This window comes from Photorhabdus antumapuensis, from assembly GCF_020387775.1.
Taxonomy (GTDB): Bacteria; Pseudomonadota; Gammaproteobacteria; order Enterobacterales; family Enterobacteriaceae; genus Photorhabdus; species Photorhabdus antumapuensis.
Genome location: NZ_JAHZMK010000041.1, coordinates 39,004 through 61,596, shown reverse-complemented (window position 1 = coordinate 61,596; position 22,593 = coordinate 39,004). Strand labels below are relative to the sequence as shown.

The 22,593-nt window shown below is 39.6% G+C and carries 34 protein-coding genes and 2 pseudogenes; 17 read left to right on the top strand and 19 right to left on the bottom strand.

What is annotated here, in order from left to right; all coding sequences use genetic code 11:
• The 13 genes from KZ793_RS15815 to KZ793_RS15760 all read left to right on the top strand — a co-directional run bounded on the left by KZ793_RS15815 (window position 1) and on the right by KZ793_RS15760 (window position 9,787).
• Window positions 1–282: a hypothetical protein gene (locus KZ793_RS15815; protein ID WP_225816205.1), complete on the top strand. Its 282-nt coding sequence runs from the start codon at window positions 1–3 to the stop codon at window positions 280–282.
• Between the two features lie 97 nt (window positions 283–379).
• Window positions 380–706, top strand: a complete 327-nt coding sequence (locus tag KZ793_RS15810) for a phage tail assembly protein (protein ID WP_225816204.1) — start codon at window positions 380–382, stop codon at window positions 704–706.
• Window positions 666–785, top strand: coding sequence for a GpE family phage tail protein (locus KZ793_RS22705; protein WP_110742787.1), 120 nt, complete (start codon window positions 666–668; stop codon window positions 783–785). Before KZ793_RS15810 ends, KZ793_RS22705 begins: the two co-directional genes overlap by 41 nt.
• An 89-nt stretch (window positions 786–874) precedes the next feature.
• Window positions 875–3,427: a phage tail tape measure protein gene (locus KZ793_RS15805; protein ID WP_225816203.1), complete on the top strand. Its 2,553-nt coding sequence runs from the start codon at window positions 875–877 to the stop codon at window positions 3,425–3,427.
• Window positions 3,427–4,311: a phage tail protein gene (locus tag KZ793_RS15800; RefSeq protein ID WP_225816202.1), complete on the top strand. Its 885-nt coding sequence runs from the start codon at window positions 3,427–3,429 to the stop codon at window positions 4,309–4,311. Before KZ793_RS15805 ends, KZ793_RS15800 begins: the two co-directional genes overlap by 1 nt.
• A gap of 2 nt (window positions 4,312–4,313) precedes the next feature.
• On the top strand, window positions 4,314–4,526 hold the full coding sequence (locus tag KZ793_RS15795; protein ID WP_225816201.1) for a tail protein X: 213 nt from the start codon (window positions 4,314–4,316) through the stop codon (window positions 4,524–4,526).
• A complete protein-coding gene (locus KZ793_RS15790; RefSeq protein ID WP_225816200.1) occupies window positions 4,514–5,692 on the top strand; it encodes a phage late control D family protein in 1,179 nt (392 codons plus the stop codon). The genes KZ793_RS15795 and KZ793_RS15790 overlap by 13 nt, the downstream gene beginning before the upstream one ends.
• Window positions 5,689–6,294, top strand: coding sequence for a phage baseplate assembly protein V (locus KZ793_RS15785; protein WP_225816199.1), 606 nt, complete (start codon window positions 5,689–5,691; stop codon window positions 6,292–6,294). Before KZ793_RS15790 ends, KZ793_RS15785 begins: the two co-directional genes overlap by 4 nt.
• Window positions 6,295–6,339: 45 nt before the next feature.
• On the top strand, window positions 6,340–6,693 hold the full coding sequence (locus KZ793_RS15780) for a GPW/gp25 family protein (RefSeq protein WP_225816198.1): 354 nt from the start codon (window positions 6,340–6,342) through the stop codon (window positions 6,691–6,693).
• Entirely contained in the window at window positions 6,684–7,787 is a 1,104-nt protein-coding gene (locus KZ793_RS15775; RefSeq protein ID WP_225816197.1) for a baseplate assembly protein, read from the top strand. The genes KZ793_RS15780 and KZ793_RS15775 overlap by 10 nt, the downstream gene beginning before the upstream one ends.
• Window positions 7,780–8,355: a phage tail protein I gene (locus KZ793_RS15770; protein WP_397443622.1), complete on the top strand. Its 576-nt coding sequence runs from the start codon at window positions 7,780–7,782 to the stop codon at window positions 8,353–8,355. The genes KZ793_RS15775 and KZ793_RS15770 overlap by 8 nt, the downstream gene beginning before the upstream one ends.
• 1 nt (window position 8,356) lies before the next feature.
• On the top strand, window positions 8,357–9,334 hold the full coding sequence (locus KZ793_RS15765) for a gp53-like domain-containing protein (protein ID WP_225816196.1): 978 nt from the start codon (window positions 8,357–8,359) through the stop codon (window positions 9,332–9,334).
• Window positions 9,335–9,787 carry a tail fiber assembly protein gene (locus KZ793_RS15760; protein WP_225816195.1) on the top strand — a complete coding sequence of 151 codons (453 nt, stop codon included), beginning with the start codon at window positions 9,335–9,337 and terminating at the stop codon, window positions 9,785–9,787.
• A 174-nt stretch (window positions 9,788–9,961) separates the two neighbouring features.
• Here KZ793_RS15760 and KZ793_RS15755 read toward each other — a convergent pair whose 3' ends face one another.
• Together KZ793_RS15755 and KZ793_RS15750 are read right to left on the bottom strand one after the other, a co-directional pair.
• On the bottom strand, window positions 9,962–10,309 hold the full coding sequence (locus KZ793_RS15755; RefSeq protein WP_225816194.1) for a hypothetical protein: 348 nt from the start codon (window positions 10,307–10,309) through the stop codon (window positions 9,962–9,964).
• Window positions 10,302–10,508: a hypothetical protein gene (locus KZ793_RS15750; RefSeq protein ID WP_049583125.1), complete on the bottom strand. Its 207-nt coding sequence runs from the start codon at window positions 10,506–10,508 to the stop codon at window positions 10,302–10,304. Before KZ793_RS15750 ends, KZ793_RS15755 begins: the two co-directional genes overlap by 8 nt.
• Before the next feature lie 137 nt (window positions 10,509–10,645).
• Here KZ793_RS15750 and KZ793_RS15745 point away from each other — a divergent pair, with 137 nt between their 5' ends.
• Window positions 10,646–10,810, top strand: a complete 165-nt coding sequence (locus KZ793_RS15745) for a hypothetical protein (protein WP_152963025.1) — start codon at window positions 10,646–10,648, stop codon at window positions 10,808–10,810.
• Window positions 10,811–10,889: 79 nt separating this feature from the next.
• On the opposite strand, the gene KZ793_RS15740 is transcribed toward KZ793_RS15745, so the two are convergent.
• Both KZ793_RS15740 and KZ793_RS15735 read right to left on the bottom strand, forming a co-directional pair.
• Window positions 10,890–11,228 (bottom strand): helix-turn-helix domain-containing protein, encoded by a 339-nt coding sequence (locus KZ793_RS15740; protein WP_225816193.1) that lies wholly within the window; start codon window positions 11,226–11,228, stop codon window positions 10,890–10,892.
• Window positions 11,225–11,584 (bottom strand): type II toxin-antitoxin system RelE/ParE family toxin, encoded by a 360-nt coding sequence (locus tag KZ793_RS15735; protein WP_118987844.1) that lies wholly within the window; start codon window positions 11,582–11,584, stop codon window positions 11,225–11,227. Before KZ793_RS15735 ends, KZ793_RS15740 begins: the two co-directional genes overlap by 4 nt.
• A gap of 118 nt (window positions 11,585–11,702) precedes the next feature.
• Between KZ793_RS15735 and KZ793_RS15730 the strand changes: the two genes are divergently transcribed.
• Window positions 11,703–12,026: a hypothetical protein gene (locus tag KZ793_RS15730; RefSeq protein WP_036843602.1), complete on the top strand. Its 324-nt coding sequence runs from the start codon at window positions 11,703–11,705 to the stop codon at window positions 12,024–12,026.
• A 68-nt stretch (window positions 12,027–12,094) separates the two neighbouring features.
• Here the strand turns inward: KZ793_RS15730 and KZ793_RS15725 are convergent, their stop codons facing one another.
• The 6 genes from KZ793_RS15725 to KZ793_RS15700 form a co-directional block, all read right to left on the bottom strand.
• Complete coding sequence (locus KZ793_RS15725) at window positions 12,095–12,433, bottom strand: helix-turn-helix domain-containing protein (RefSeq protein ID WP_132355312.1); 339 nt, start codon at window positions 12,431–12,433, stop codon at window positions 12,095–12,097.
• 93 nt (window positions 12,434–12,526) lie between these two features.
• On the bottom strand, window positions 12,527–12,661 hold the full coding sequence (locus KZ793_RS15720) for a type II toxin-antitoxin system RelE/ParE family toxin (protein WP_317987473.1): 135 nt from the start codon (window positions 12,659–12,661) through the stop codon (window positions 12,527–12,529).
• Between the two features lie 442 nt (window positions 12,662–13,103).
• Window positions 13,104–13,478: a DUF2335 domain-containing protein gene (locus KZ793_RS15715; RefSeq protein ID WP_225816192.1), complete on the bottom strand. Its 375-nt coding sequence runs from the start codon at window positions 13,476–13,478 to the stop codon at window positions 13,104–13,106.
• Window positions 13,444–13,653, bottom strand: a complete 210-nt coding sequence (locus tag KZ793_RS15710) for a hypothetical protein (RefSeq protein ID WP_225816191.1) — start codon at window positions 13,651–13,653, stop codon at window positions 13,444–13,446. Before KZ793_RS15710 ends, KZ793_RS15715 begins: the two co-directional genes overlap by 35 nt.
• Before the next feature lie 196 nt (window positions 13,654–13,849).
• A complete protein-coding gene (locus tag KZ793_RS15705; protein ID WP_225816190.1) occupies window positions 13,850–14,107 on the bottom strand; it encodes a phage tail protein in 258 nt (85 codons plus the stop codon).
• Window positions 14,108–14,333: 226 nt separating this feature from the next.
• Complete coding sequence (locus tag KZ793_RS15700; RefSeq protein WP_225816189.1) at window positions 14,334–14,984, bottom strand: LexA family protein; 651 nt, start codon at window positions 14,982–14,984, stop codon at window positions 14,334–14,336.
• A gap of 79 nt (window positions 14,985–15,063) precedes the next feature.
• Between KZ793_RS15700 and KZ793_RS15695 the strand changes: the two genes are divergently transcribed.
• Entirely contained in the window at window positions 15,064–15,252 is a 189-nt protein-coding gene (locus KZ793_RS15695) for a Cro/CI family transcriptional regulator (RefSeq protein ID WP_225816188.1), read from the top strand.
• A 186-nt stretch (window positions 15,253–15,438) separates the two neighbouring features.
• Window positions 15,439–15,600, top strand: a pseudogene (locus KZ793_RS23085) (CII family transcriptional regulator); the annotation flags it as partial.
• On the opposite strand, the gene KZ793_RS23080 reads toward KZ793_RS23085, so the two are convergent.
• From KZ793_RS23080 to KZ793_RS15655, 9 genes and pseudogenes are all read right to left on the bottom strand, one after another.
• Window positions 15,549–15,923 (bottom strand): phage tail fiber protein, encoded by a 375-nt coding sequence (locus tag KZ793_RS23080; protein WP_450091401.1) that lies wholly within the window; start codon window positions 15,921–15,923, stop codon window positions 15,549–15,551. The pseudogene KZ793_RS23085 and the gene KZ793_RS23080 overlap by 52 nt on opposite strands.
• An 81-nt stretch (window positions 15,924–16,004) precedes the next feature.
• Window positions 16,005–16,886 carry a tail fiber protein gene (locus tag KZ793_RS15685; RefSeq protein WP_225816186.1) on the bottom strand — a complete coding sequence of 294 codons (882 nt, stop codon included), beginning with the start codon at window positions 16,884–16,886 and terminating at the stop codon, window positions 16,005–16,007.
• Window positions 16,887–17,431: 545 nt separating this feature from the next.
• Window positions 17,432–17,548: pseudogene (locus tag KZ793_RS22940) on the bottom strand (type II toxin-antitoxin system HicA family toxin); the annotation flags it as partial.
• Window positions 17,549–17,729: 181 nt separating this feature from the next.
• Entirely contained in the window at window positions 17,730–18,392 is a 663-nt protein-coding gene (locus KZ793_RS15680; RefSeq protein ID WP_225816185.1) for a DUF4431 domain-containing protein, read from the bottom strand.
• A 374-nt stretch (window positions 18,393–18,766) separates the two neighbouring features.
• A complete protein-coding gene (locus KZ793_RS15675; protein ID WP_225816184.1) occupies window positions 18,767–19,864 on the bottom strand; it encodes a pyocin knob domain-containing protein in 1,098 nt (365 codons plus the stop codon).
• A 346-nt stretch (window positions 19,865–20,210) separates the two neighbouring features.
• Window positions 20,211–20,633, bottom strand: a complete 423-nt coding sequence (locus KZ793_RS15670) for a tail fiber assembly protein (RefSeq protein WP_225816183.1) — start codon at window positions 20,631–20,633, stop codon at window positions 20,211–20,213.
• A gap of 2 nt (window positions 20,634–20,635) precedes the next feature.
• Window positions 20,636–21,223, bottom strand: a complete 588-nt coding sequence (locus tag KZ793_RS15665) for a gp53-like domain-containing protein (protein ID WP_225816182.1) — start codon at window positions 21,221–21,223, stop codon at window positions 20,636–20,638.
• Window positions 21,224–21,524: 301 nt separating this feature from the next.
• Window positions 21,525–21,629: a tail fiber assembly protein gene (locus KZ793_RS22935; protein ID WP_225816181.1), complete on the bottom strand. Its 105-nt coding sequence runs from the start codon at window positions 21,627–21,629 to the stop codon at window positions 21,525–21,527.
• A 146-nt stretch (window positions 21,630–21,775) separates the two neighbouring features.
• On the bottom strand, window positions 21,776–22,540 hold the full coding sequence (locus tag KZ793_RS15655; protein WP_225816180.1) for a phage tail protein: 765 nt from the start codon (window positions 22,538–22,540) through the stop codon (window positions 21,776–21,778).
• Window positions 22,541–22,593 lie beyond the last annotated feature (53 nt).

Below are 22,593 nucleotides of genomic sequence, written 5' to 3'. Positions count from 1 at the left end.
ATGACGGTAGAATTAGTGGATAAAGACCAGCATATTCCCAGTCTTGGATTACCTAATGGTACATGGTTTGCTGTCTTAAACATTCCAGGTGTGGAGACTTTATTTTCTACTCAGAAAACCAATGATCCTATTGACTGCTCTCGTTCCAAAGCCAGAAAGCTCGCCGACTTGATTGATAGGTGGATTCCACCGGAAGGTTGGTTTTCCGATATCGGTGCAGAGAAAGGGAAAGAATATTTGATAGATTTTTTCTGTAACTGTAAAGGCTTTCGCACTCACTAATGACAGGGGCATCAGCCCCTTTCTTCTTTAATCCCCTTTAATATCTCCGTTTCCATACATGAATGATACTGAATGAAACTTACAGAGGAGTATCATCATGTCAACTACGACTTACCATCTTCAATTTCCCTATACCACGGCTGCTGGCGTTCTCATTGAAGAGCTCCAGCTATCACGTTTGAGAGTTAAAGATATCAAAGCTGTCCGGCGAGCCAGCGAAAACCCTACTGACTGGGATGATATTTTGATAGCACGTTCGACAGGATTGTTACCAGAAGATATCGAACAGATGGATGTCGCTGATTATCTGGCATTGCAGCAACGATTTCAGCAAGTCATCGGATTGGGTCAGGGAAATAAAAACAGTGTGGCAAGCATCGGCGATGTTAGCACGATGGTTCCGGTTCCAGCCGAGCGAGATTGATAATCTGGCACTGGATGAATTTGAATGTTGGCTGGATGAGGCCAACACCCAAATCAAACGCGAGAATGGAGACGGTTAATTGATGCAGACAAATATTGTCACTAATAGTGTCTGGAATACTGGAAGTGAATTTTCCATTTTATTTGCCATTTAATGAGAGCTTAATTCGTGTCAGCAGAATTTTCCATTGGTGTCATTATTGGTGGGGCCATTAGTGGTGCGTTCAGTTCTACCATGTCCGGTACACGTCGTACACTGGAAACGCTGGGAGAAACGACACGGCGACTTGGGAACAGACAACAAGCGCTGAACCGTGCTATTGAACGTTACGGTCAGCTCGGTTCCCGCAGTGCTCAGAGTTTGAATAGTGATCTACAACGCGTTAGCCGAACGCTGGAGCAGTTGAACCGTCAGCAACAGCGCTTACAGTCTGCTGCTATCATGAGTGATGCAGCCAAAGCGAATCGTATGGCGCTATATGCACAGGGAGCCGAAACCTATGCATTAACTCGCACGATATCTTCTCCTGTTATGAAATCGGTAACAAAATACGCCTCTTTTGAATCAGGATTGCGAGATATTGCTGTCACTGGTGATCTGTCTCCGAAAGAAGAACAAAAAATCGGAATCATCTTGCGCCAGAACGCCAAGCAAACAAACCAATTACAAGAAACTCTGCTGGAAGGTGTTGGTACATTGGTTGCCGCCGGAAAATCTCCCATGAAATCGACCGATATGAGTGGATTATTGGGCCGTGTCGCCACGGCATCCAAAGCTAATATTAATGACTTAGCAAAAATGGCTCTATCCTTTGAGTCCCTGAAAATTGAAGGCGATCAAGCGCTAAAAGAAGCCTTTAACCGAGCCGTTTTCGGTGCTAAATCGGGCCGTTTTGAATTAAAAGATCTCGCCCAATACTTCCCAGAAATGGCGCAACAATTTGCTGGTAAGGGAATATACGGTCAGGAGGCAGTTTCACAGATTATTTCCAGCTTGGAAGTTGGTCGTGAAGGTGCGGGAACGGAAGGTGAAGCAGCTACCAATATGAGGAACTGGCTGGCCTCAATGGGACGTGGTGATATTGCCAAAAGATATGCTGAGGCTAACATCGATTACCAAACCTCAATGAGCAGATATGTTTCTTCGGGGTACTCGCAATATGAAGCTTCAATCATGATCGCAGACCGCTTTATCAAGAGTAAAGGTGCTGATCTCATGAAAGAGTGGAAAAAAGCGGGAGCCAGAGGTGATGAAGATGCACAACGTATGCTCATGGAATCTTTCGGGCTATCCTCTATTTTCACCGACGTACAGACAGTCAACCATCTCTTGGCCATGCGGCAACGTTGGGGCGATTATCAGCGCATCAAAACAGGCATGGGGACTGATTCGGCACAAAAATCTGTTGATACCGACTTTGATAAACAGAACGATACCTTAGAATCGCAGTGGCGGCGTACTCAAATTGGGTTTAATGATTCGGCTATTAGCATTGGTCAGTCGCTGCGTCCAGCATTAATACAGTTAGCCGAAACCTTTATTCCATTGATGGACAAGACCGGAAAATGGCTGGCCGCTAATCCTGGACTCATCAGTAATGTTGTCATGCTGGTTGGTGGGTTCCTAGCACTCAAAGCCGCTTCAATCGGTGTAAGATTAGGTCTTAATCTTTTGCTTTCCCCTATAACTGATATCTGGAAAGGCGCAATGTTAATGCGCACACGGTGGTTACTGTTTCGAATGGCTATCGGTAGTGGTGGTAGATTCGGTGTCGTTGCAAATATCTTGGGAAAAATAGCCGGAGCAGCTCTCTGGTTGAGCAGAATCCTCGGTAGTGCTCTTTATAAGGGCTTGATGTTAGCTGGTAGAACTATTTTGTGGATTGGACGCGCACTATTAATGAATCCTATCGGATTGATCATCGCCGGTATTGCAGTGGCCGCTTATCTTATCTATCGCTATTGGAGGCCCATCAGTAATTTCTTTAAACGGCTTTGGGTCTTAGTAAAATTCGCTTTCCAAATGGGATGGCAGGGAATCAAAAATATTTGGTCTAACGTCAAAGGTTGGTTTACAGCTCGATGGAATGACATTACTAATGCGTTTGATGGCGGAATATTTGAGGTCAGTAAATTAATTTTAAATTGGTCGCCATTGGGGTTGTTCTATAAAACATTTGCTGACGTTATGAAATGGTTTGGCATTGATCTGCCCAATAATTTTACTGACTTTGGTAAAAATATCGTTAATGGGTTGGTTAATGGTATTTCTAATATGCTGATCACGGCTAAGGACACCATTAAAAACTTCGGTGGCAAAGTTTCTAGCTGGTTTAAAGAAGCTTTGGGTATTCAATCCCCCAGTCAGGTATTTATGGGATTTGGCGATAATATTGTGCAAGGTGCGGTTGTTGGTATTGATCGTACTACGCCATTGGCTGCTCGTGCTACTCAACGTCTGGCTGAGGGAATGACCCCTGATGTCCCACAAATTTCACCTCCTGAGATGATGTTGAGCAATCCAGTCAGACGAACAGGTTATAAAGATACCAGCAACAGCAATAATGGTTTTTCTATCTCTTTCTCCCCGCAAATATACATTGGTGATAAACAACAAACGGCTATACCCGATATTAGTCAAGCTTTAAACCTGAGTGTGCGTGAATTAGAGAAACTGCTGGAGCGTATTGTTATTCAGAGAGAACGCCGGAGGTACGGATAATGTTTGCGGTATTAGGTGATATCGAATTTGAGCTGATCACATATTGGGATGGTTTCGATGTAACGTTTGGTGTTGATTATGCCGAACATGCCCGAATTCAAGGTAAGCCCAGCTTGCAGTTCGTGGGTGAGAAACTGGATGAAATTCAAATTAGCTTGGTCTTTCATCAACATTATTGTGCGCCAGATGTTGAATTGAATCGGCTGCGTAAAGCAATGCGGAAGCATCAGGCACTTGCGCTAATATTCGGAAATGGTGATTACCGTGGCTGGTTTGTTATTACCGATGTGACAGCCACCAGTGAACAAACGGATTCAGTAGGTAATATATTTGCCCTCAATGCCTCGGTGACATTACGTGAATATATCGGTGCTCCTAAAAAACCACTGAAACTGCCTGCCATTAAATCCCATGTCCCGAATACAAAGGCGTTGTCTAATGCAATACCAAAACCATCAGGTATGGCTAAAAAAGTCAGGGATGGCGTGAATTATGCCAAACAAGCACAATCAGCACTGCAAACAACCATCAGCGCGGTACGTATTGCACAGAAGATGAAAGACAACCCGACCATAGCGTTAACCCGTGTACCAGGTCTTCTTACCGGACTTAACAATATTGTTGGGACATTAGGGAAAAGCCATCCGGCTTTTCGATCACTCGGTAACTCATTGCCAGATGCGATTCAATTGACCAGAGCAACGGGACAAGCAGCAACATTTGTTAACAATGCTCAATCGTCATTAAACCGTGCAGACAGCCGTAATATCGCGGCTGCATTGGATTCTGTATCAGCTCAACTTGAATCGGCAAGTTCAACATTTACATCAATATCACCCGCGCTCAGTAAGATGGCAGCGCAAATTACCACAAGGGGACTTTGATCATGTTTCTTGAACACATAACGAAAGATAGCGAGAGATGGGATTTATTGGCTCACCATTATTATGGTGACCCTTTAGGTTACGCTCGCATAATTGCTGCCAATCCGCACGTTGCAGTTACACCTATATTACCATCAGGGATTGTATTGTTGATCCCTATCATTGACGCTGACAATGTAGTAACGGCAGAGGATACACCACCGTGGCTGAGATAATTGATCCCAAGCAAACACCATCTATAACGGGTGTCTCAGAAGTTTTAAGTCCGACATTCACGTTACGATATTTGCAAAAAGATATCACAAATGACATCACTCCTTATGTCACTCGTGTCAGCTATACCGACAACATCAAAAGCGAATCCGATGAAATAGAGGTAGAGTTGGATGATACTGATGGTCGCTGGCTGGATAAATGGTATCCGGGCAAAGGTGATACGTTGACATTGAAGTTGGGCTATTTCGGCGAACGGTTACTGAATTGTGGCTCGTTCTATATTGATGAAATTGAAGTCAGCATCCCTCCTTCTATTGTATCTGTTCGAGGCGTAGCAACGTCTATCAATACGGCATTGCGTACCAAATCTAACCGCGGATTTGAGAATACAACACTGGCAGCTATTGCTAACAGCATCGCCAAGAAACATCGGTTAAAGCTGGTCGGCAGTATCGAAATCATCAAGATTGACAGGGTGACGCAATATTCAGAAACCGATGTGGCGTTCCTGAAACGACTGGCTAGTGAATATGGTTATGCCGTTAAGGTTGTCAGTGAACAGCTAATTTTCTCCCACTTAGCCACTTTGCGCAGCCAAGAGCCCATAAAAAAATTACACCCTCGCGATATTGCCCAATTTTCACTGCGGGACACGATTAATAAAGTCTATAAAAAAGCTAAAGTGAAACATCAAAAGGCTGATGATAAAAAATTGATTGTCTATGAAGCTGATGGCACGACTAGTGCAAGTAATCAGTCCAATTCAAAAGGCAAGATTAGTGGTAAAGAAACCAGCGCAGATACCTTAAAAGTGAACAGCCGAGCTGCTAACAAGGATAGCGCTGAAATAAAGGCCAAGTCAGCACTGGATTCACATAATGAATACCAGCAGCACGGCTCACTTTCATTGATGGGAGCCCCTCAGTTAACCGCAGGAAATAAAATTGAGTTGATTGAATTTGGCAAGTTATCTGGGCAATGGTTAATTACTTCAGCTCACCACTCTTTTGATCGCAACAACGGATATATGACCGAGCTTGAGATTGCTCGTGGCCCTGTTACATCGGGTAAATCCGAGAAAGGTAAAAAGGGTAAGGCTCATAAATTGGTTGTATATAAGCCCGATGGTTCTTCCGACACGATCATCAAGGAGAAATCCAAATGAACAGCGTAACTCGTCAAATCGGCACGATTAGCGCCGTAGATCCTGCTACTGTTCGTGCCCGCGTACGATTGCCTGAATGCGATAATATGCGTACTAACTGGCTTAATGTGTTGCAGCGCAATACCCAGAATAACAAAGACTATTGGTTGCCCGATGTTGGGGAACAAGTTGAAGTACTATTGGATGCCAATGGTGAAGATGGTGTTATTTTAGGTGCTATCTATTCCAGTGTTGATAAACCGCCTGCTAACAATAAAGACGTTCGTGGTGTGACTTATGCAGATGATGCAGCTTTTTACTATGATAGTACCTCACACACCCTAACTATCAATGGCGGCATTCAGCACATTAAAATCGCGGTGGGAGCCAATGTTGTTATTCAGACACAGCAGGTAACTATTAATGCGCCGGAAACAATCGTAACCGGAAATATGTTAGTGAAAGGCCAATTAACTTACCAAAATGGGCTGTCGGGTTCTGGTGGTAATGGTGGTGCTGCGAACATTCAGGGTAACGTCAGCATCAATGGCAACATTCATACAACAGGTAGCATCATGGATGAAGGTGGTAATTCGAATCATCATTCTCATGGATTTCTTTAAACGCCTTTAATATTAGATATGCCTACAGGGGATGATACTGTCCCCATGAATACGAACTCGCACTCTGCTTTTTGGCAATTCGCTCTCAAGAACTCAGGCAAAATTGCCTGTGGGCTGGACGATATCGCCCAAGCAATACTCATTATTCTACGTACACCATGTGGCAGTGATCCACATCGACCAGAATTCGGTAGTAATTTGCACCTTTATATTGATTACCCAATAGACCGCGCGATTCCCCACATTGTCAGGGAATCTGTTGATGCTATCACACGATGGGAACCTCGTTGCCAGTTGCTCTCCGTGAATCCAACTGTCAATGGAGAACACCTAACTCTGCGTGTGAATTGGACAGCAGTTGATGGTATTACACAATCTACGGAGTTGCTATGGCGCTGACAGAACCTGATTTTATCGAGTGTGATGTAGAGAAGATCACAACTGAAATGATTGCAAAGTATGAGGCTGATGTAGGTAAGACTTTGTACCCAGCACAGGCAGAACGCCTGCTGATTAATTTATTTGCATATCGTGAAGCACTAACCCGAATGCGAGTTCAGGAAGCCGCCAAACAAAATCTGGTCGAGTTTGCCCGTGCGCCCATTTTGGACTACTTAGGGGAATTAGTCGGAGTATATCGGCTACCCGCCCAACCGGCGCATACAATATTACAATTCAGTGTTGATGAAGCATTAGAGCAAGATGTACTCATTCCAGTTGGAACTCGTGTTAATGCATCGGACAGTATTATTTTTGCTACTAATACAGATGCTGTTCTGAAAGCAGGCACACGGTTCGTTAATGTCAAAGCTACTTGTACAGATGCTGGATTATCAGGGAATAGCTGGCAACCCGCACAAGTCAGTACATTGTTGGATGAAATCGACGACATTGACCTGCAAGTGACCAACACAATAGTGAGTAGTGGTGGTTCAGCAGAGGAAAGTGACGAGAGACTACGTGTACGCATCAAGATGGCCCCTGAATCGTTTACCAATGCGGGCAGTCGTCAGGCTTATCGTTTTCATGCTATGCGTGCTCACCCCAATATTGTTGATGTTGCAGTCAGGTCTCCCATTCCGGGTGTTGTTGAACTATTTCCACTATTGGCTACGGGGTTGCCAGATGAAAGCATTTTAGCGCTAGTGAAAAGTTTTTGTTCTGACGAAAAAATCCGCCCGTTGACTGACACTGTACATGCAAAACCTCCCGTGAAGGTTGATTATACCATCAAGGCGAAACTGACCTTGTACAGTGGAGTTAATGCACCTGGTATTCAATCAGCAGCAGAACAAGCCATACAAACATGGGTAGCTGAACGAGCAACAACGTTAGGGAAAGATATTGTTCCTAGCCAAATCATCTCAACATTGTCTGTTTCTGGCGTCTATCAAGTCGTACTGGAGTCTCCTTCGTTTCAGGTTGTAAGTGAAAATGAATGGGCGAACTGTATCGGTATCACTGTTATGGTCACTGGAGTCGCTGATGGTTAAGTTACATCTACCGCCTCCACTGGAAGCTGATATCAGTATGAGTGCATTAGGTCAGTTGGCCTCCCGTTTTGATGATATTGATTTAACCCAATTAATGGTTTATCTCATTGATACTGTCGATAGCAGCGCGCTGCATTGGCTTGCAAATCAATTCTCCCTATTTGGCGATGGCTGGGAGCTTGTCGAATCAGACAAGGCTCGCCGCACGTTAATCAAGTCAGCTATAGAATTGCATCGGTATAAAGGTACACCGTGGTCAATTCGTGAAATTATCCGTCGTTTTGGGTTTGGTGAAATTGATTTAATTGAAAGCACTGGTCAAATCAATTATGACGGTCATGCCAGCCATAACGGTAATTATGTTCATGGAGATTCAACATCCTGGGCAGATTATCGCGTCATACTGCAACAACCTATTACCAAGGATCAAGCCTCGCTACTGCGTACAACACTGGCCGCGTTTGCGCCTGCACGCTGCCACCTTGCCAGCTTGGAATATCAGTCTGTATCAATTCGTTACAACAATACTGTCAATTATGACGGTAGTTACAATTATGGGAGCAGTTAAAATGGCTAATTTACCGGAAACCCCACAGTGGTCAGAGGGAGTGTATCAGATAGAAACCTCAGACCCCGTGTTAGGCGGGCCTGATGGTATTTCCAATCGGCAGGCTAAACAGTTGGTCAACCGCACAAGCTATCTTAAACAGAAACTAGAACAAAATGGGAATGAGTTGAGAGAACATTCTGAGGTGCAAGACCCACATACTCAATATGCACCGAAAGCCAGTCCTATTTTCACAGGAACGCCAATTGCCCCCACACCTGCTAAAAACGCTAATAATACTCAGATTGCAACAACGGCATTTGTGCAATCACTGACGAATACGGCGAATCAAAGTGCTGTAGCTGCAAATAACAACGCTAATAGCCGAGTACCATCCATTCGTAAAGTGAATGGAAAAGCGTTGTCATCTGATATTTCATTAAATGCCGGGGATGTGGGAAGTTATGCTAAATCTGAGAGCGATAATACTTTCTTGCGCATTTCTAGCGATAAAACTGCAACCGTTGGTAGTTTATTGATTGATAGTAAAACGCCTTTTCCTGAGCTGCGTTTCAAATCGAAAGATGGGTATGTGGTAGGAATTAATGGTTCGGAAGGAAAATTGTTGCATATTTATTCTAACGATCCGAGCAATCAGCGACGTTATAATATATTAATACCTGAGCGAAGCGGTACACTCGCATTGCAAAATGCAGCTATAAAATCTGAAAATGGCTGGTGGCAATGCGGGGATACGGGAATAATTATTCAATGGATTAAAGTTGCATCAAATCAACAGTCATGGGTAAAAATCAATTATCCAATTTCTTTTAAAAATCAGTTTATTGGCTATGTCGCAAGCATGTCGAGTATAAATACATCAACAGGTCACACATTAGTACGTAATGCAACATTATCGACGTTTGAATATCAAGCTGGCACTCCCAACAACAATGAGAATCCAGGCAAAGTTGTTCATATATTATTTTGGGGGGTATAAATGGTTTATTTCTCCAGAAAAGAAGGCGCTTTTTATAGTGACGCTCATGAAGAATGTGTTGAAATAACAGCAGAGAAACACAATGAATTACTTACAGGGCAGTCACACGGTTTGTCAATTGTCAGTAATAAAGAGGGTTATCCAGTGCTTACTGAACACGCCCCGTCCGTTTATCATAAATACGATGGTGAAAAATGGATAATATCAGAAAGCAGTGTGATAAAACTCAGGAAGGAACAGCAGCAACAAGCAGAACATAAGAAACAGCAACTTATGTTCACTGTAAGTAAACAGATAGCTCCGTTACAAGATGCTGTAGAGTTGGGGATGGCGAGTGATGAGGAAAATTCTCGGTTGACCGCTTTGAAAAAATATAGGGTATTGCTAAACCGTGTTGATGCTAGCTTAGCACCAGATATTTATTGGCCCGAAAAACCCAGAATTACGGAATAAGGGCTCAATGGCCCTATTCTTATTTCTGATACGGTAACCAATTCCGTACAGTTACGGACTATATCGGGGATGATTCTAAAGCAATATAAGATGTACGTGGATGGCATCCACTTGTAGATCATGGGATTACAAGTGGAAGCGATTAGCATAATGAGCGTTTAGGCTATTTCAGAGTTAAAGGTTGCGTAGCTGAGTTTCTTTATTGGCTTTCTGATACAGAGTAAACAACATCGGCAATAGTGAGCTGATAGCAACCAGACAATGACCTAACTGACAAAGACTTTCTGGGGTGAATTCCACCACGTCATTAGCGGCAAAAGTGACAAGAGTATCTCCCAAAAAATGTAACCCGTGGCAGAGCCCAGCACTGTTAGCTTCGCAGGCTTCTTCCAGTAGTTCAATATTTTGTTCACTCATATCCGCCGTATCCAGTACTGATACAACACTCGCCATGTCGGAATAGAAGATATCACAGTAGTTTTCAATATCTTCAGTACTCTTAATATTCTTAGTATTAAACATGGTTCAGTTCCCCCAGTGGTTTGCATGAGGCAAATACCAAAGGAAAGCCTGCTAGCAGAGTACAAGCTTCTATTTCCGTAGTAGCTAATATTGAAATCATGCGTAATGGGGGAAGTTTGATTATCAGTCGGTTAGAACGGGCGTTAATAAATATATAGGGCTTTAAATGTGCGCGTATGTTACTATTAGCGTTAGCCATAGCATTAGCTCCAATAATGTTGTGGTCAGAAGCCCGGTTAGTGGTGAGACACTACCGGGCTCCGTTGTTTTTGAAACCCTTTGAATATACACTGGTGTATACAATATACATTAAATCATGGGGTATATACCTTGTCAATGCCAAATAAAAGATCTCCTCAATTTCCGATGAGATTAACAGAGGAATTTCGTCTCCAGCTTGAAGCGGAAATGAAGAAAGATGGTGATACGTCTTTGGCAACATGGATAAAACGAATTTTGCGTAAAGAGCTGCTGGCACGTGGTATTGAACCGAAAGGTTGAAGCATTTTGAAATACCAAGAGGCACCCATTCTAAGTGCCTCTTATTTTAAATTATCCTAATAACTTTAATATGCGTGTCTTAACCTACCGTAATCTGAACAGGTTTCCCTATGCGGGTTAACATATTAACCAATGCGTCAATGGTGAATTTATTTACTTTTTTATTCACAACATCAGATACTCTTGGACGAGAAATGTGCAACACTGTTGCTACATCAGTTTGTTTTATTTTTTTATCTACAATCCATAGGGTAATTTCTCCTATTAACCGTTCTTTGATTTGCAGTGTGTTTTCTATTTCTCGTAAAGAGATTGTATGAAGTTGCTGAGCTTCTTGCTCAGTAAAACCTAATTCAGAAAATATATTATGTCCGGCTGGAGTTGCCCTACGAATTTCAGTGTCAATTTTAGTGGTCATTTGATATTTCTCCGTTGCTGGATAACTGCGTTGTATCGTACTTTAGCGATATCCTTGTCCTGTTTATTCGTTTGTTGAGTTTTCTTCTGAAAACTATGTAATACGTAAATAGCTTCATCAAATTTAGCAACATACATAATGCGATAAATACCTGTACTGTCTCTTAGCCGTATTTCTTTTACGCCAGAACCGATGTCAGAAAAGGGTTTCCAGTCTTCAGGATCTATTCCACGCTGTATTCTGTGAAGCTGATAGCCTGCGTCTTTACGTGTGTCTATAGGAAAGGCTAACAAGTCTTCATAAGAAGAACCAATCCAGGCAATTTCTTTCTCTGTACCGCTCCTGATTTTCGTCATAGTTTTCCTTCCTTATTTAATTGTATGCAATGCTGAAATCATGTGTAATGGGCGAAGTTCGATTATCAATCGATAAGAAAGGTACGTTATAAATGTATAGCGTTTTGAATGCGTGCGTATGTTACTATTAGCGTTAGCCATAGCATTAGCTCCAATAATGTTGTGGTTAGAAACCCGATTAGTGGTGAGACACTACCAAGCTCCGTTGTTTTTGAAACTCTTTGAATATACACTGGTATATACAGTAGCATTAAATCATAGGGTATATACCTTGTCAATACAAAATAAAAGATCTCCTCAATTTCCTATGAGGTTAACAGAGGAATTTCGTCTCCAGCTTGAAGCAGAAATGAAGAAAGATGGTGATACATCTTTAGCAACATGGATAAAACGAATTTTGCGCAAAGAGCTGCTGGCACGTGGTATTGAACCGAAAGGTTGAATCATTTTGAAATACTAAGAGGCACCTATTCTAAGTGCCTCCTATTTTGAATTGTTAATATATGAGCTTTAACCCACCGTAATCTGAACAGGTTTCCCTATACGGATTAACATATTAACCAATGCGTCAATGGTGAATTTATTTACTTTTTTATTCACAACGTCAGACACTCTTGGACGAGAAATGTGTAACATCTCTGCTACTTCAGCTTGTTTCATTTTTTCATCCACAATCCATAAAGTAATTTCTTCCATTAACCGTTCTTTAATTTGCAGTGTGTTTTCTATTTCTTGTAAAGAAGTTGTATGAAGCTGCTGAGCCTCTTGCTCAGTAAAACCTAATTCAGAAAATATATTATGTCCGGCTGGAGTTACCCTACGAATTTCAGTGTCAATTTTAGTGGTCATTTGATATTTCCCCGATGCTGGATAACTACGTTGTATCGCACTTTAGCGATATCCTTGTCCTGTTTATTCGTTTGTTAAGTTTTCTTCTGAAAACTATGTAATATGTAAAATAACTTCATCAAATTTAACAACATACATAATACGATAAATACCTGTACTATCTTTTAGACACATTTCTTTTATACCAGAACCGATGCCAAAAAAGGGTTTCCAGTCTTCAAGATCTATTCCATGCTGTATTCTATGAAACTGATAGCCTGCATCTTTACGTGCGATCTGTAAGGAAAGGCTAACAAATCTTCACAAGAAGAACTAATACAGGTAATTTCTTTCTCTAGTACCGCTCCTGATTTTTATCATAGTTTCCTTCCTCATCTGATTGTATAAAATTTTATACCACTCCTCGCAAAATTGCAAATGCAGAATTGAAGGAATTTGAAGCCTTACGAGGAGAAAATGTACGATAGGTATGTTTCAGGCCGCTGACAAACTTGGCTATTTCAAACATTACATTGAGATGACTGGTAGCAAGTCGCGTCTCGATATCAAGTTGCCCAACGGTTTGTACTACAGATTCAGAGGAAAAATGGGTAAATTGGATAAACTACAGTCATATCTATGACGGTTAGTTATGTAAAAACTTTTCAATAGATGAAACGCAATTACCGCTTCATTTATTGCGCGAATGGGGGAAATTTATCGCGCGCGGCATCACCCTCTTGTCTTTATTAATTACCCCTTGCATAGCCTTGCTTTTAGTATCGTGCCGGAATGCCTGCTCTTTTTCTGACAATGACAACAGCCGTTCCGCAGTACCGGAAAGGATATTTTCATACTCACGAAACATACTTGGAGGAGGTAATGGACCTTGAAAATGAGACACTTTATGTTGAACAACGGCCATGATTTTTGGGCTATCGAGCAACCTGTCCAGTAACTCTGGTTGCTCGATCAACTGATGCTTTATCCGCTCTGCTATTTCTACGGATTCAGAATCATTACTATCGACACTATCGACTATGTTTGTATTTTCCCGGTTTTGCATCTTTATAACCTTGAGCACTTAAAACTTTAGCAACATCCTGGGATATCGCCGCCATATCATTACGAATTTGCTCCAAATCACTCTCGGATGATACCAGTTTCACATAATTAGTCGATGGCATTATATCCATGATGCTACCTGCCGCTTTTAAGTACCGCCGTATTGCAAGTGACATATTTCACCCTCCGATTATCAACACTCTATTGTTACATAAGTTTGTAACATAACCTCATTACACAATAGTGTACATCGTTGTAATGGCAGATCAACGCTAAATTATGAGATTTACTACACCATAAATATAAAATCCTAAGCAAACTAGGGCACTGGATACTTATTATATTGAGTGCCCTAAGATGCTCTTTGTGATGTTATGCGGCCAATCTATGCAGTTCTTTAAATGCAACGACTTTTTTGATAGTTCCGACAGAACCGCCTGGCGGAAAATTCTCTTTATCTGTTGCATCCATTCTTTCCAATGTAATAGAGGTTCCTGCTGCCACTTTTACGCGGAACTCTTCGTTGCCTTTAATTTGAGTAATTAGACCGGCCATGGCATTTGCGCTATCGTTTCTGGCTTGCGCTTGAGAGTTAATACTTTGCGCGGCTCGGTTTCTATATCGAATCATCTACATCTTCATGTGCCTGTAGCGGCTACTTCGTTGGCGTCCTGCCTGTTCGATGCGTTTAAATTTAAGATATCTTAACATAAATGTCAATAATTTATTTAAATAAAATTAAATATTGGTTGTAAAAATTACTTAAATAGTTGATCTATTTCAAAAGAGGCTTAAGAAGAAGCAAAAAACCCTCAAGAGAGGGTCTTTTGTTTTATGTTAATGAGGTATGTGTATGTCATGGTAATTTTGCTATTCTTGCGTCAACAACTACGCCAATGATTTTGCAGTTCCCATTAATCGGTATCATTCGATATTGTGGATTAAGAGGCTTAAGATAATGTTGTCCAGCATCGACAATGTATTGCTTAAATGTTGCTTCATTTTCCTGCTCTAACTTAGCAACAACTAATTTGCCGCTTGCTGGTGCCACTTCTGGATCTACTAAAATCATCATTCCTTCTGGGATACTTAATCCGGATTGTGATGTCATTGAATCGCCTTTCACTTCCAACCAGAAAGATTCATTAGAACAATTGACGGTAGTTTCATACCAATCATCAACGGCTTTTCTATGGTAAGGTTCCACCGCTTCACTCCAATTTCCAGCACAAACCCAGCTTATTAGTGGATATTCCCCCCTTGTTTTATTGAGTTTAAGAAATGAAACATTCGAGCTATCATCTTTTTCCCCTTTAAGGATGTATGCAGCCGAATAGCCTAAAGCAGAAGATAGAGCCAAAAGGTTATCACCTTTCGGCTCAGTATCTTCTTTTTCCCATTGAGAAATAGCAACATGCGAAACACCGACAAGCTTGCCGAGTTCTCTTTGAGTGAGCTTGAGCTCTTTTCTGCGTAATTTAATACGCTCACCGATTGTAGTTTTCATAATTAAGCTATCTTAAATCCTCTTGACTTAAGATTCCTTTAGCTCAATAATTAAAGATATCTTAAGTTGAGGTTTGAATATGTTCAAAGATGACGCTATTAAATTTTTTGGCAGTCAGCGGGCTATCGCCGAGAAACTCAACTTGTCTGATGCCGCAGTTTCTCAATGGAAAAATGTTATTCCTGAGCGAGCAGCTCTTAAGTTGAACAGAATTACTAACGGTAAACTCAAATATAATCCTGAATTATACAACAAATCTGCTGCCTAATAATTGAACTACCCACAATGAATGCACCGCCTGTGTGGGCAGTCTTACCTCTAATTTGCACAACTCATTAAGAAATTGGCAAATTCTGCGTACCGATATTTTAGGTATTCAAACTATAACCACCATCTAGGGTGATATTTATGTGTATTTATTAAATAAATTTTAACTTAAGGAAAACTTTAACAAATGGATAGCGCAACGGAACGCAAGTTTCGAGAAATGGAAAGCAAGTTAATTAAAAAACTTGTACTGAAAGGTGCACGCAATGTCGCTGAAATTATCGGGTTTCATGAGTCTCAAATTACACGCTGGCAACGACCGCAACGGATCGACGACATCAGTTTTATTGAGAAGATGGCCCGGTTCTTAGTTGCGATTGAATTCGAGACCCCGGAACACTGTAGATTAGGAATATCGCATAGCTCACCGTCTTCATAAAATACACGCTCGTTGTTCTCATCAATACACTTAAGTCTCCAATTCTGAAAACAGATTGATAAGTAAGGGTGCTGCCCATGAAAGGTCTCAATGATAATAGAGCTGTGACATTGAACACGGTCATCAACAAAAATCAGTTCAAGATTGTTATTGTCTTTAAGTACTGAGATACCACCGTGAAGTTCGGAGTCCCAAACCCTCTCATCCAGACCAAATTTCCCTAGAAAAACCAACCATAATAGGTTGGTTTTTTATAAGCTAATTAGACCAGCTTTTGCTTTACTTCGGGTTTAAAGAATATTTCTATTCTGTTATTATGCTGCTCTTACTATGTAATTAAATGCGATGTTGCGGGGACGATTTTCATTTGCAGTCGGCACAACACGAGACGCATCAAACGATAATGCTGCAAGTCGATCACGTGCACCTACACTACTCATTGGCCCTTTAGACCTTACAACGTAATCTCCGTATTCGCCTGATGTTAAAAATGCTCCAGACCTATCATCATTACCTGAAAATATTCTCCCGTTGGCTATATCCGTGCGTCCTTGTACGAATGCCGTGATATTTCTAATGGCGTCCCCCTGCAACGATAAAATCTTACGACCATTATCCACATCACGTTTCCCACTCCAGCCACGAATAAATTCCCCACGCAAATCAGGTAATTTTCCTGTGGGATATGCTGCCGCTAGTTGTGGGTAAGCTGCTTTATCAAACTCGGCTCCGTTACATTGTAACCACCCGGCTGGCGGTATGGCAGTAGGCCAAGGAATAGGAGAACCCACAGGTATATTAATTTCTTCACGCAATGAATCGACTATTTTTCGAACAAGACTTTGCGTAACAGCCAATGTATCACTATTACCAAGCACATCTGTTAGCTGAACAACACCTTTTTGTGTTAATGAAGCATCTGGAACTTTTGTTATTAATGCCCTATTTAATTGGGTGGTTAACTTAGCTATATCACCATCATCCAAAACATCATCACCAGATTGTGTCGCAATGAAATTAGCTACGACAGATGATACCGTTGACACTTGACGTAATACCTTATTTAATAAGTGAGTGGGAACATTATCTGGTGAAAATCCGGTCTGCAAACTCTGATTTACCTCATATTTTTCTTGACTCACTACATTCGCATTATCACTGATAGAAAAAGCTTTAAAATCATTCTTAGGATTCATATATTTCCTCCTTAAATTAAATAACATTACTTTATAATCAATATATTAAATTTTTGAAAAAAATAATCTTATTGCAACTCACACCAATCAAAGTCTAACTCATAAAAATAATAATTCGTCGTTATTATTCCTTATAAGGTTAACTATCTTTATATAATTAACAATAATAAGCGGTTCAATATTTTGAAATCAAAAATACATTCAGAAATATATATTTAATATATGAAAACTACTTTTCTCTTATTCCTTCTATCTATTCCTGCAATTCTTTCTGTTTTAAATTCTAAACTGAATCTTTTTGCATTTGGACACAAATATCTAAGTGACAGAATTGGGAAAAACTCCGCCTTCTAACTTATCATTTAAAGCTTTCATCAAACTTGTCTCCACCATCTAAAAAAACATCATATTATCTAATAATTTTCACAATGACATTAACTTACAGAAAAGAGCCAAGCTACCCTATCTTTACCTCAGCCCTTCCAGTTAATGAACATTGGGCGCTTGTAAAAAAGAACTCTTCACATAAGTTAACAAGTAAATCATTATATTTTTTCTTTAATACCCGCCTGTTTCAAAATTGCATTAGCAGTATGCTTAGAAACTATCGTATATGGAACACTAAATACTTTATTGGTTATATCGCTGCGCCATATTTCATGGCTACCCGTGGCGTGACTGTTTTACCAACGATTTTCCATATTCACAAAATCATTTTTATGAATGATCAGATAACCAACCTTCTGAGGTTGAAAGAATTTCAGCAAATAATGACCGGTAATAGCTTCCCATCTTACTAATTACCGGTAGTACTTCATCAATTATCCACTTATTACTTCCAGATTATTTAGCCGCTTCAATTCGTTGGGTCTCAAGCATTATCGGTGTATGGTGATGTCCAGTAACCGCGTACATGATGGTTCCAGTTACGCTTACGCGACGTCCGATAAGGCTTCGATATATATCATAGAAATCATCAGACTCGACTACCAGTTGCATAAGGTTATAATCACCCCATTCCGGAGCCCCTTTAGCGCATCCAATTGGTTTATCTGGCTGTAATACCCAATAGGTCTCAGGAGTATCCCCATTTTCCACGCTTTCGTAATTTGGCGGGCCAGGATAGGTGATCTGTAATAATGTGCCATCAAGAGTAATTTTTTGCCTCTCTTTATAGCAGTTCTCTGTTGTTTTAACCGCAGCAATCTTTCTGTACATTTCAGATGACCGTTGATACCAGTCTTGAAGGCATGAAACTACTGCGCATTTCTCGCGAAGTTTCCAATTCTGTTTTACCAGAGCCTTAAAGTCTGCATTGTTGTCTGTAACCAGTTTGGCTTGAAGATAATCAACATATAGCTTGTCGTCAGCTTGAGATAATGCTGGGGTCGAGCAGATTAACTTCTCAGCCTTACTGGTAGCCTTTGCGCAATCAAAGCTCGCGCCGAATGATAGAAATGACACACCACACAGTATTAATGCCAAAAAGCCTATTAGTGTTCTCATGCGCTACTCCTATTAGTGTTTTTCAGCATTATTGTAAATAAATCAAAGTTAAAATCACAACCTAAATTTTTTCTAACTTACCATTCTCTCCTCAGGAGACTAATTGTATTTTCAACTCTTGATCTCCTTAACGTTATCATGACCTTCTCTGCCCGATCCTACACGACTGTGAGTCATCTGAGCTCATCTATTTATTCCCGCGCTGCGGAATTGGATAAGTTCGTCAAGCACCACTGATCTGATGTTGAAATTAAAAAATCCGAGTCCTGTTAAATACAGAACTCAGACTTTAATAGCAATTTGATTTAAAAAATTCAGTTTTTGATGTCAATTAAAAAATAAGAAACATTTACCTTTGTACTGTAAATTATATATCAATATCCTATTGCAAACCAATACGCAGAGATCTCAGTCTGATATGCCCAATAACTAAACCCTGTTACAGATAATTGTCTGGCAACAACATTATATGATGATTGTAGGTGGGATTTATTACTCAATGTTAACAAAACATTTACACAAGCATTGGGAAACTGAATAGGAAAATTAACTTGTGTATCATATGCTGCCCAGTTCACAATCCCCCACTGATAAATCACCCCTGTACTCCCACATTTCCACCAACCATTCACAGATTTCAAAGCTGTATTTTTATTTCCTTTAGCATTAACCAATCTATCTACTTCTGATTTTGTATACCCCCCAATAACCTTACCAGAAGGTTCATTTAATGTGTTATATTCTTTAGCCCACTCTGTCCATGGATTATTACCAAATTGGCTACGTGTATATATTCGACTGCTATTATAGACAAAATAGCGTTGAATTACTCCTGCGGCTTTCAACACAATAAGCGAGCCAGCTAGCAATTCAGGATAATTAAAGCCATTTTTGGCATATTCATGATACTTTTGATAATATACCCCAGGTGTTGTGATGTTATTCAAATTCGCATTATCACCTACACTAATAGCCTGTTTATCAAAAATATCTTGAGAAGTAATAGTGATATCCTCAGACAGCACTTTACCATTAATTTTTCGAGTATTAGATACTCCGGCATTAATGTTTTCATTCAATGAATTTATTATTTCTTGAGCAAGCTTTTGCGTAACAGCTAATATATCACTATCACCCATTACATCAGTAATTTGAACAACGCCTTTTTGTGTTAATGAAGCATTTAGAACTTCTGTTATGATTTTTTGTTTTAAAGCCTTACTTAATTGTTCGGTCAGTTTAACTACATCTCCATCATCCAGAATATCATTACCAGATTGTGTCGCGATAAAATTAGCTACCACAGATGATATTGTTGAAGACTGACATAATACCTTATTTAAAAAGTCAACGGAAACATTATCCGATAGAAATCCAGTCTGCAAACTCTGATTTTCTTCATACTGTTCTTGATTTACTACATTAATATTTTCATTAATAGAAAAAGGCTTAAAATCATTCTTAGTACTCATATATACTCCTTAAATTAAATAGCATTGTCTATATATTCAATTATTATTAAAATAATCATTAATAATTTACCACCACCCTGATTTAACTCATAAAAATAATAATAAAATATTCTTATGGCTTAGGATAATAATTATTTTTATATAATTAGCAGCAATAATAAATTCAGGACATTTCACACGAAAATATATCCAAATAATTTATATTCAACATCCGAAGTTATTTCCTCCCTTGCATTGTTTACTGAAATTTTTTATGTTTCATATTCCGGACTAAATCTTTCAAAATTTTAACTTTAGAATCAATAAAACTACTGTATGAATGGCCTGTTTATTCAGGCCACTTTTATTATTTTGGTTGTTCCGGCCACTCAATATCGGGAACCTGTGAAATATCAACCCTGTTCAGCATGACTCTGTATTTCTTCCATACTGATAAAGCTGTTTCCTCTTCTTTAGTCGCAATTCCTAAATCAACAGCATCTTGTAATGGCGCTATCTGCTGGCTGGCCTCTACAATAAATTGTTGTTTTTTACTTTCAGCACGCTGCTGCAATTCATCTTTTGTTGGTGGAGGAATATCGGCCCATTCCGGTAAACCATTTTGACCTGCTATACGATATTTTCCCTCTGGTACATTATTGGCTGCGTATTCTTGATAAATATCAATACTAACCTCCATAATATCATCGGGCAACGAACCAGAAGCAATATAATTTTCTTTTAATTCTATTGGGTAGAATGCATTTGTTTTTGCGCTATAAAAATACATAATTAATATCCTATCGCCAAATATCTCACTAAATTACTTGATAGCTCGTGTATAGAATTTCTGCACGTCACAATAAATTGACTTGCAGAAATAGGCATAGCAGCAACCCCTGATCCATAATTACCAAAATCAGGATATGTTGCAACAATCTGAAAACAAGCATTAGGAAATGGAATCGTGAAATTTCTGTAATCATTTATATTCATAGCGCCGCTTGCTTGCCCCCACTGAATAATTATTCCAGTATCACCACATTTCCACCAACCGTTCACAACTTTGTTAGCAGTATTCACATTAAGATTACAACACTTGGCAATTTTTTGTTCTAATACGCTTTTAAATTGTGCTGTGATTTTAGTTACATTACCATCATCCAAAACATCAGTGCCAGATTCTGTCGCAATAAAATCAGCTACAGCAGATGATATAGTTGATGCTTGACGTAATATTTTATTTAATATGTGATTAGGAATATATTGATTGTCTAGAAACCCAACCAGCAAATTCGGATATGTTTCATAGCTTTGTTGACTGGGTACATTAGCGTTACTACTGATAGCAAAAGCTTTAAAATCATTTTTTGCACTCATATACATTTCCTTAAATTAAATAACATTATTTCATAATAAATATATTGAACTATCACTAAAGATGATTTCTCACAATTCACATCGATAATAGTCTAGTTTATAAAAACAATAATGAAATATTTTTATAACTAAAATGAGTAACTATTTTTATATAATTGGCAATAATAAATAACCCAACACGTTGCAATAAAAATATCCCCAAACTCATTATATTCAACATGAGAAATCAATCTTTTCTACATCTTTCTTTTTATTCAATTCTTTTTATTTTAAATTATAAACGTACTCTTCATGTTAGCTGTTACAGCCATTCAATATCATAAGCCGGTGAAATATCTATCCGACTCAGTAATACCTTATACTTTTGCAAAGTTGTTAACGGAAATTTTTTCTTATCACTTTCCATATTATTCACATATAGCCAAAATCCATATTTAAATTCTGGCTATATTCTTAGGACACTCACTGAGAGATTACTACCTGAATTAGCATCATACGAGCCAATAAATAGATGCTAGTCTAATACTCTCAAAATAATAATTTATTATTATCTTATACACCTAAATAAATTACCGGTATCATACTGACATTTAATGGGCGGTTTTCGTCTGCCGTTGGTACGACCTTTGATGCATCAAAAGTGGCATAGGCTGAATATCCATGATTACTATTAGAATTAGTTCCCGCAGCAATGACTGTAGCAGTACTCAGAACACCATAAAATGCGCCACTAGTACGAGTAAAAAGCCCATGCCCCTGCCATCCCACATTACCTGTAATATTTCTAATCGCATCGCCCTGTATCACACCAGGTTGCAAACCGGCGCGCACAAATACCCCTCGCCCATCAACAAACAGATTAGGGAGATTAATTTTATCACCACTTTGTTTAATTCCCCATGCCGCCTTATATGCATCGGATAAATTATTCAACGCCCGACCAACAGTTGACTCAATCGCATAATCAGCCCCATTCGCAATATATTCTCCTTTAGCTAAATCTGATGCTGGATGTGCAGATAAATAGATATCACCCGACCGCTTAGCACCGACATAAAAAATTTTGCTTAATTGCGCAGTAAGTTTGGCTATATCACCATCATCCAAAACATCCTCGCCAGATTGTTCCGCAATAAAATTAGCCACGACAGACGTCATTATTGACGTTTGACGTAATACTTTATTTAACACATGAGTGGGAACACTATATGGTGGAAATCCAGTCGACAATTCCGGAGTCTCTTCATATAGTTGCTGGCTTACTACATTAGCATTATTACTAGTAGAAAAAGCTTTAAAATCATTTTTTACGCTCATATATTCCCCTTAGGTTAATTAATATTATTTTATAATTAACGTATAAAGTTATT

What these genes read in the sequence shown, in the direction of transcription:
- KZ793_RS15815 (WP_225816205.1), top strand. Translation starts at nt 1, where the DNA reads ATGACGGTAGAATTAGTGGATAAAGACCAGCATATTCCCAGTCTTGGA.
- KZ793_RS15810 (WP_225816204.1), top strand. Translation starts at nt 380, where the DNA reads ATGTCAACTACGACTTACCATCTTCAATTTCCCTATACCACGGCTGCT.
- KZ793_RS22705 (WP_110742787.1), top strand. Translation starts at nt 666, where the DNA reads ATGTTAGCACGATGGTTCCGGTTCCAGCCGAGCGAGATTGATAATCTG.
- KZ793_RS15800 (WP_225816202.1), top strand. Translation starts at nt 3,427, where the DNA reads ATGTTTGCGGTATTAGGTGATATCGAATTTGAGCTGATCACATATTGG.
- KZ793_RS15795 (WP_225816201.1), top strand. Translation starts at nt 4,314, where the DNA reads ATGTTTCTTGAACACATAACGAAAGATAGCGAGAGATGGGATTTATTG.
- KZ793_RS15785 (WP_225816199.1), top strand. Translation starts at nt 5,689, where the DNA reads ATGAACAGCGTAACTCGTCAAATCGGCACGATTAGCGCCGTAGATCCT.
- KZ793_RS15780 (WP_225816198.1), top strand. Translation starts at nt 6,340, where the DNA reads ATGAATACGAACTCGCACTCTGCTTTTTGGCAATTCGCTCTCAAGAAC.
- KZ793_RS15775 (WP_225816197.1), top strand. Translation starts at nt 6,684, where the DNA reads ATGGCGCTGACAGAACCTGATTTTATCGAGTGTGATGTAGAGAAGATC.
- KZ793_RS15770 (WP_397443622.1), top strand. Translation starts at nt 7,780, where the DNA reads ATGGTTAAGTTACATCTACCGCCTCCACTGGAAGCTGATATCAGTATG.
- KZ793_RS15765 (WP_225816196.1), top strand. Translation starts at nt 8,357, where the DNA reads ATGGCTAATTTACCGGAAACCCCACAGTGGTCAGAGGGAGTGTATCAG.
- KZ793_RS15760 (WP_225816195.1), top strand. Translation starts at nt 9,335, where the DNA reads ATGGTTTATTTCTCCAGAAAAGAAGGCGCTTTTTATAGTGACGCTCAT.
- KZ793_RS15755 (WP_225816194.1), bottom strand. Translation starts at nt 10,309, where the DNA reads ATGTTTAATACTAAGAATATTAAGAGTACTGAAGATATTGAAAACTAC.
- KZ793_RS15750 (WP_049583125.1), bottom strand. Translation starts at nt 10,508, where the DNA reads ATGGCTAACGCTAATAGTAACATACGCGCACATTTAAAGCCCTATATA.
- KZ793_RS15745 (WP_152963025.1), top strand. Translation starts at nt 10,646, where the DNA reads ATGCCAAATAAAAGATCTCCTCAATTTCCGATGAGATTAACAGAGGAA.
- KZ793_RS15740 (WP_225816193.1), bottom strand. Translation starts at nt 11,228, where the DNA reads ATGACCACTAAAATTGACACTGAAATTCGTAGGGCAACTCCAGCCGGA.
- KZ793_RS15735 (WP_118987844.1), bottom strand. Translation starts at nt 11,584, where the DNA reads ATGACGAAAATCAGGAGCGGTACAGAGAAAGAAATTGCCTGGATTGGT.
- KZ793_RS15730 (WP_036843602.1), top strand. Translation starts at nt 11,703, where the DNA reads ATGTTACTATTAGCGTTAGCCATAGCATTAGCTCCAATAATGTTGTGG.
- KZ793_RS15725 (WP_132355312.1), bottom strand. Translation starts at nt 12,433, where the DNA reads ATGACCACTAAAATTGACACTGAAATTCGTAGGGTAACTCCAGCCGGA.
- KZ793_RS15715 (WP_225816192.1), bottom strand. Translation starts at nt 13,478, where the DNA reads ATGCAAAACCGGGAAAATACAAACATAGTCGATAGTGTCGATAGTAAT.
- KZ793_RS15710 (WP_225816191.1), bottom strand. Translation starts at nt 13,653, where the DNA reads ATGTCACTTGCAATACGGCGGTACTTAAAAGCGGCAGGTAGCATCATG.
- KZ793_RS15705 (WP_225816190.1), bottom strand. Translation starts at nt 14,107, where the DNA reads ATGATTCGATATAGAAACCGAGCCGCGCAAAGTATTAACTCTCAAGCG.
- KZ793_RS15700 (WP_225816189.1), bottom strand. Translation starts at nt 14,984, where the DNA reads ATGAAAACTACAATCGGTGAGCGTATTAAATTACGCAGAAAAGAGCTC.
- KZ793_RS15695 (WP_225816188.1), top strand. Translation starts at nt 15,064, where the DNA reads ATGTTCAAAGATGACGCTATTAAATTTTTTGGCAGTCAGCGGGCTATC.
- KZ793_RS15685 (WP_225816186.1), bottom strand. Translation starts at nt 16,886, where the DNA reads ATGAATCCTAAGAATGATTTTAAAGCTTTTTCTATCAGTGATAATGCG.
- KZ793_RS15680 (WP_225816185.1), bottom strand. Translation starts at nt 18,392, where the DNA reads ATGAGAACACTAATAGGCTTTTTGGCATTAATACTGTGTGGTGTGTCA.
- KZ793_RS15675 (WP_225816184.1), bottom strand. Translation starts at nt 19,864, where the DNA reads ATGAGTACTAAGAATGATTTTAAGCCTTTTTCTATTAATGAAAATATT.
- KZ793_RS15670 (WP_225816183.1), bottom strand. Translation starts at nt 20,633, where the DNA reads ATGTATTTTTATAGCGCAAAAACAAATGCATTCTACCCAATAGAATTA.
- KZ793_RS15665 (WP_225816182.1), bottom strand. Translation starts at nt 21,223, where the DNA reads ATGAGTGCAAAAAATGATTTTAAAGCTTTTGCTATCAGTAGTAACGCT.
- KZ793_RS22935 (WP_225816181.1), bottom strand. Translation starts at nt 21,629, where the DNA reads ATGGAAAGTGATAAGAAAAAATTTCCGTTAACAACTTTGCAAAAGTAT.
- KZ793_RS15655 (WP_225816180.1), bottom strand. Translation starts at nt 22,540, where the DNA reads ATGAGCGTAAAAAATGATTTTAAAGCTTTTTCTACTAGTAATAATGCT.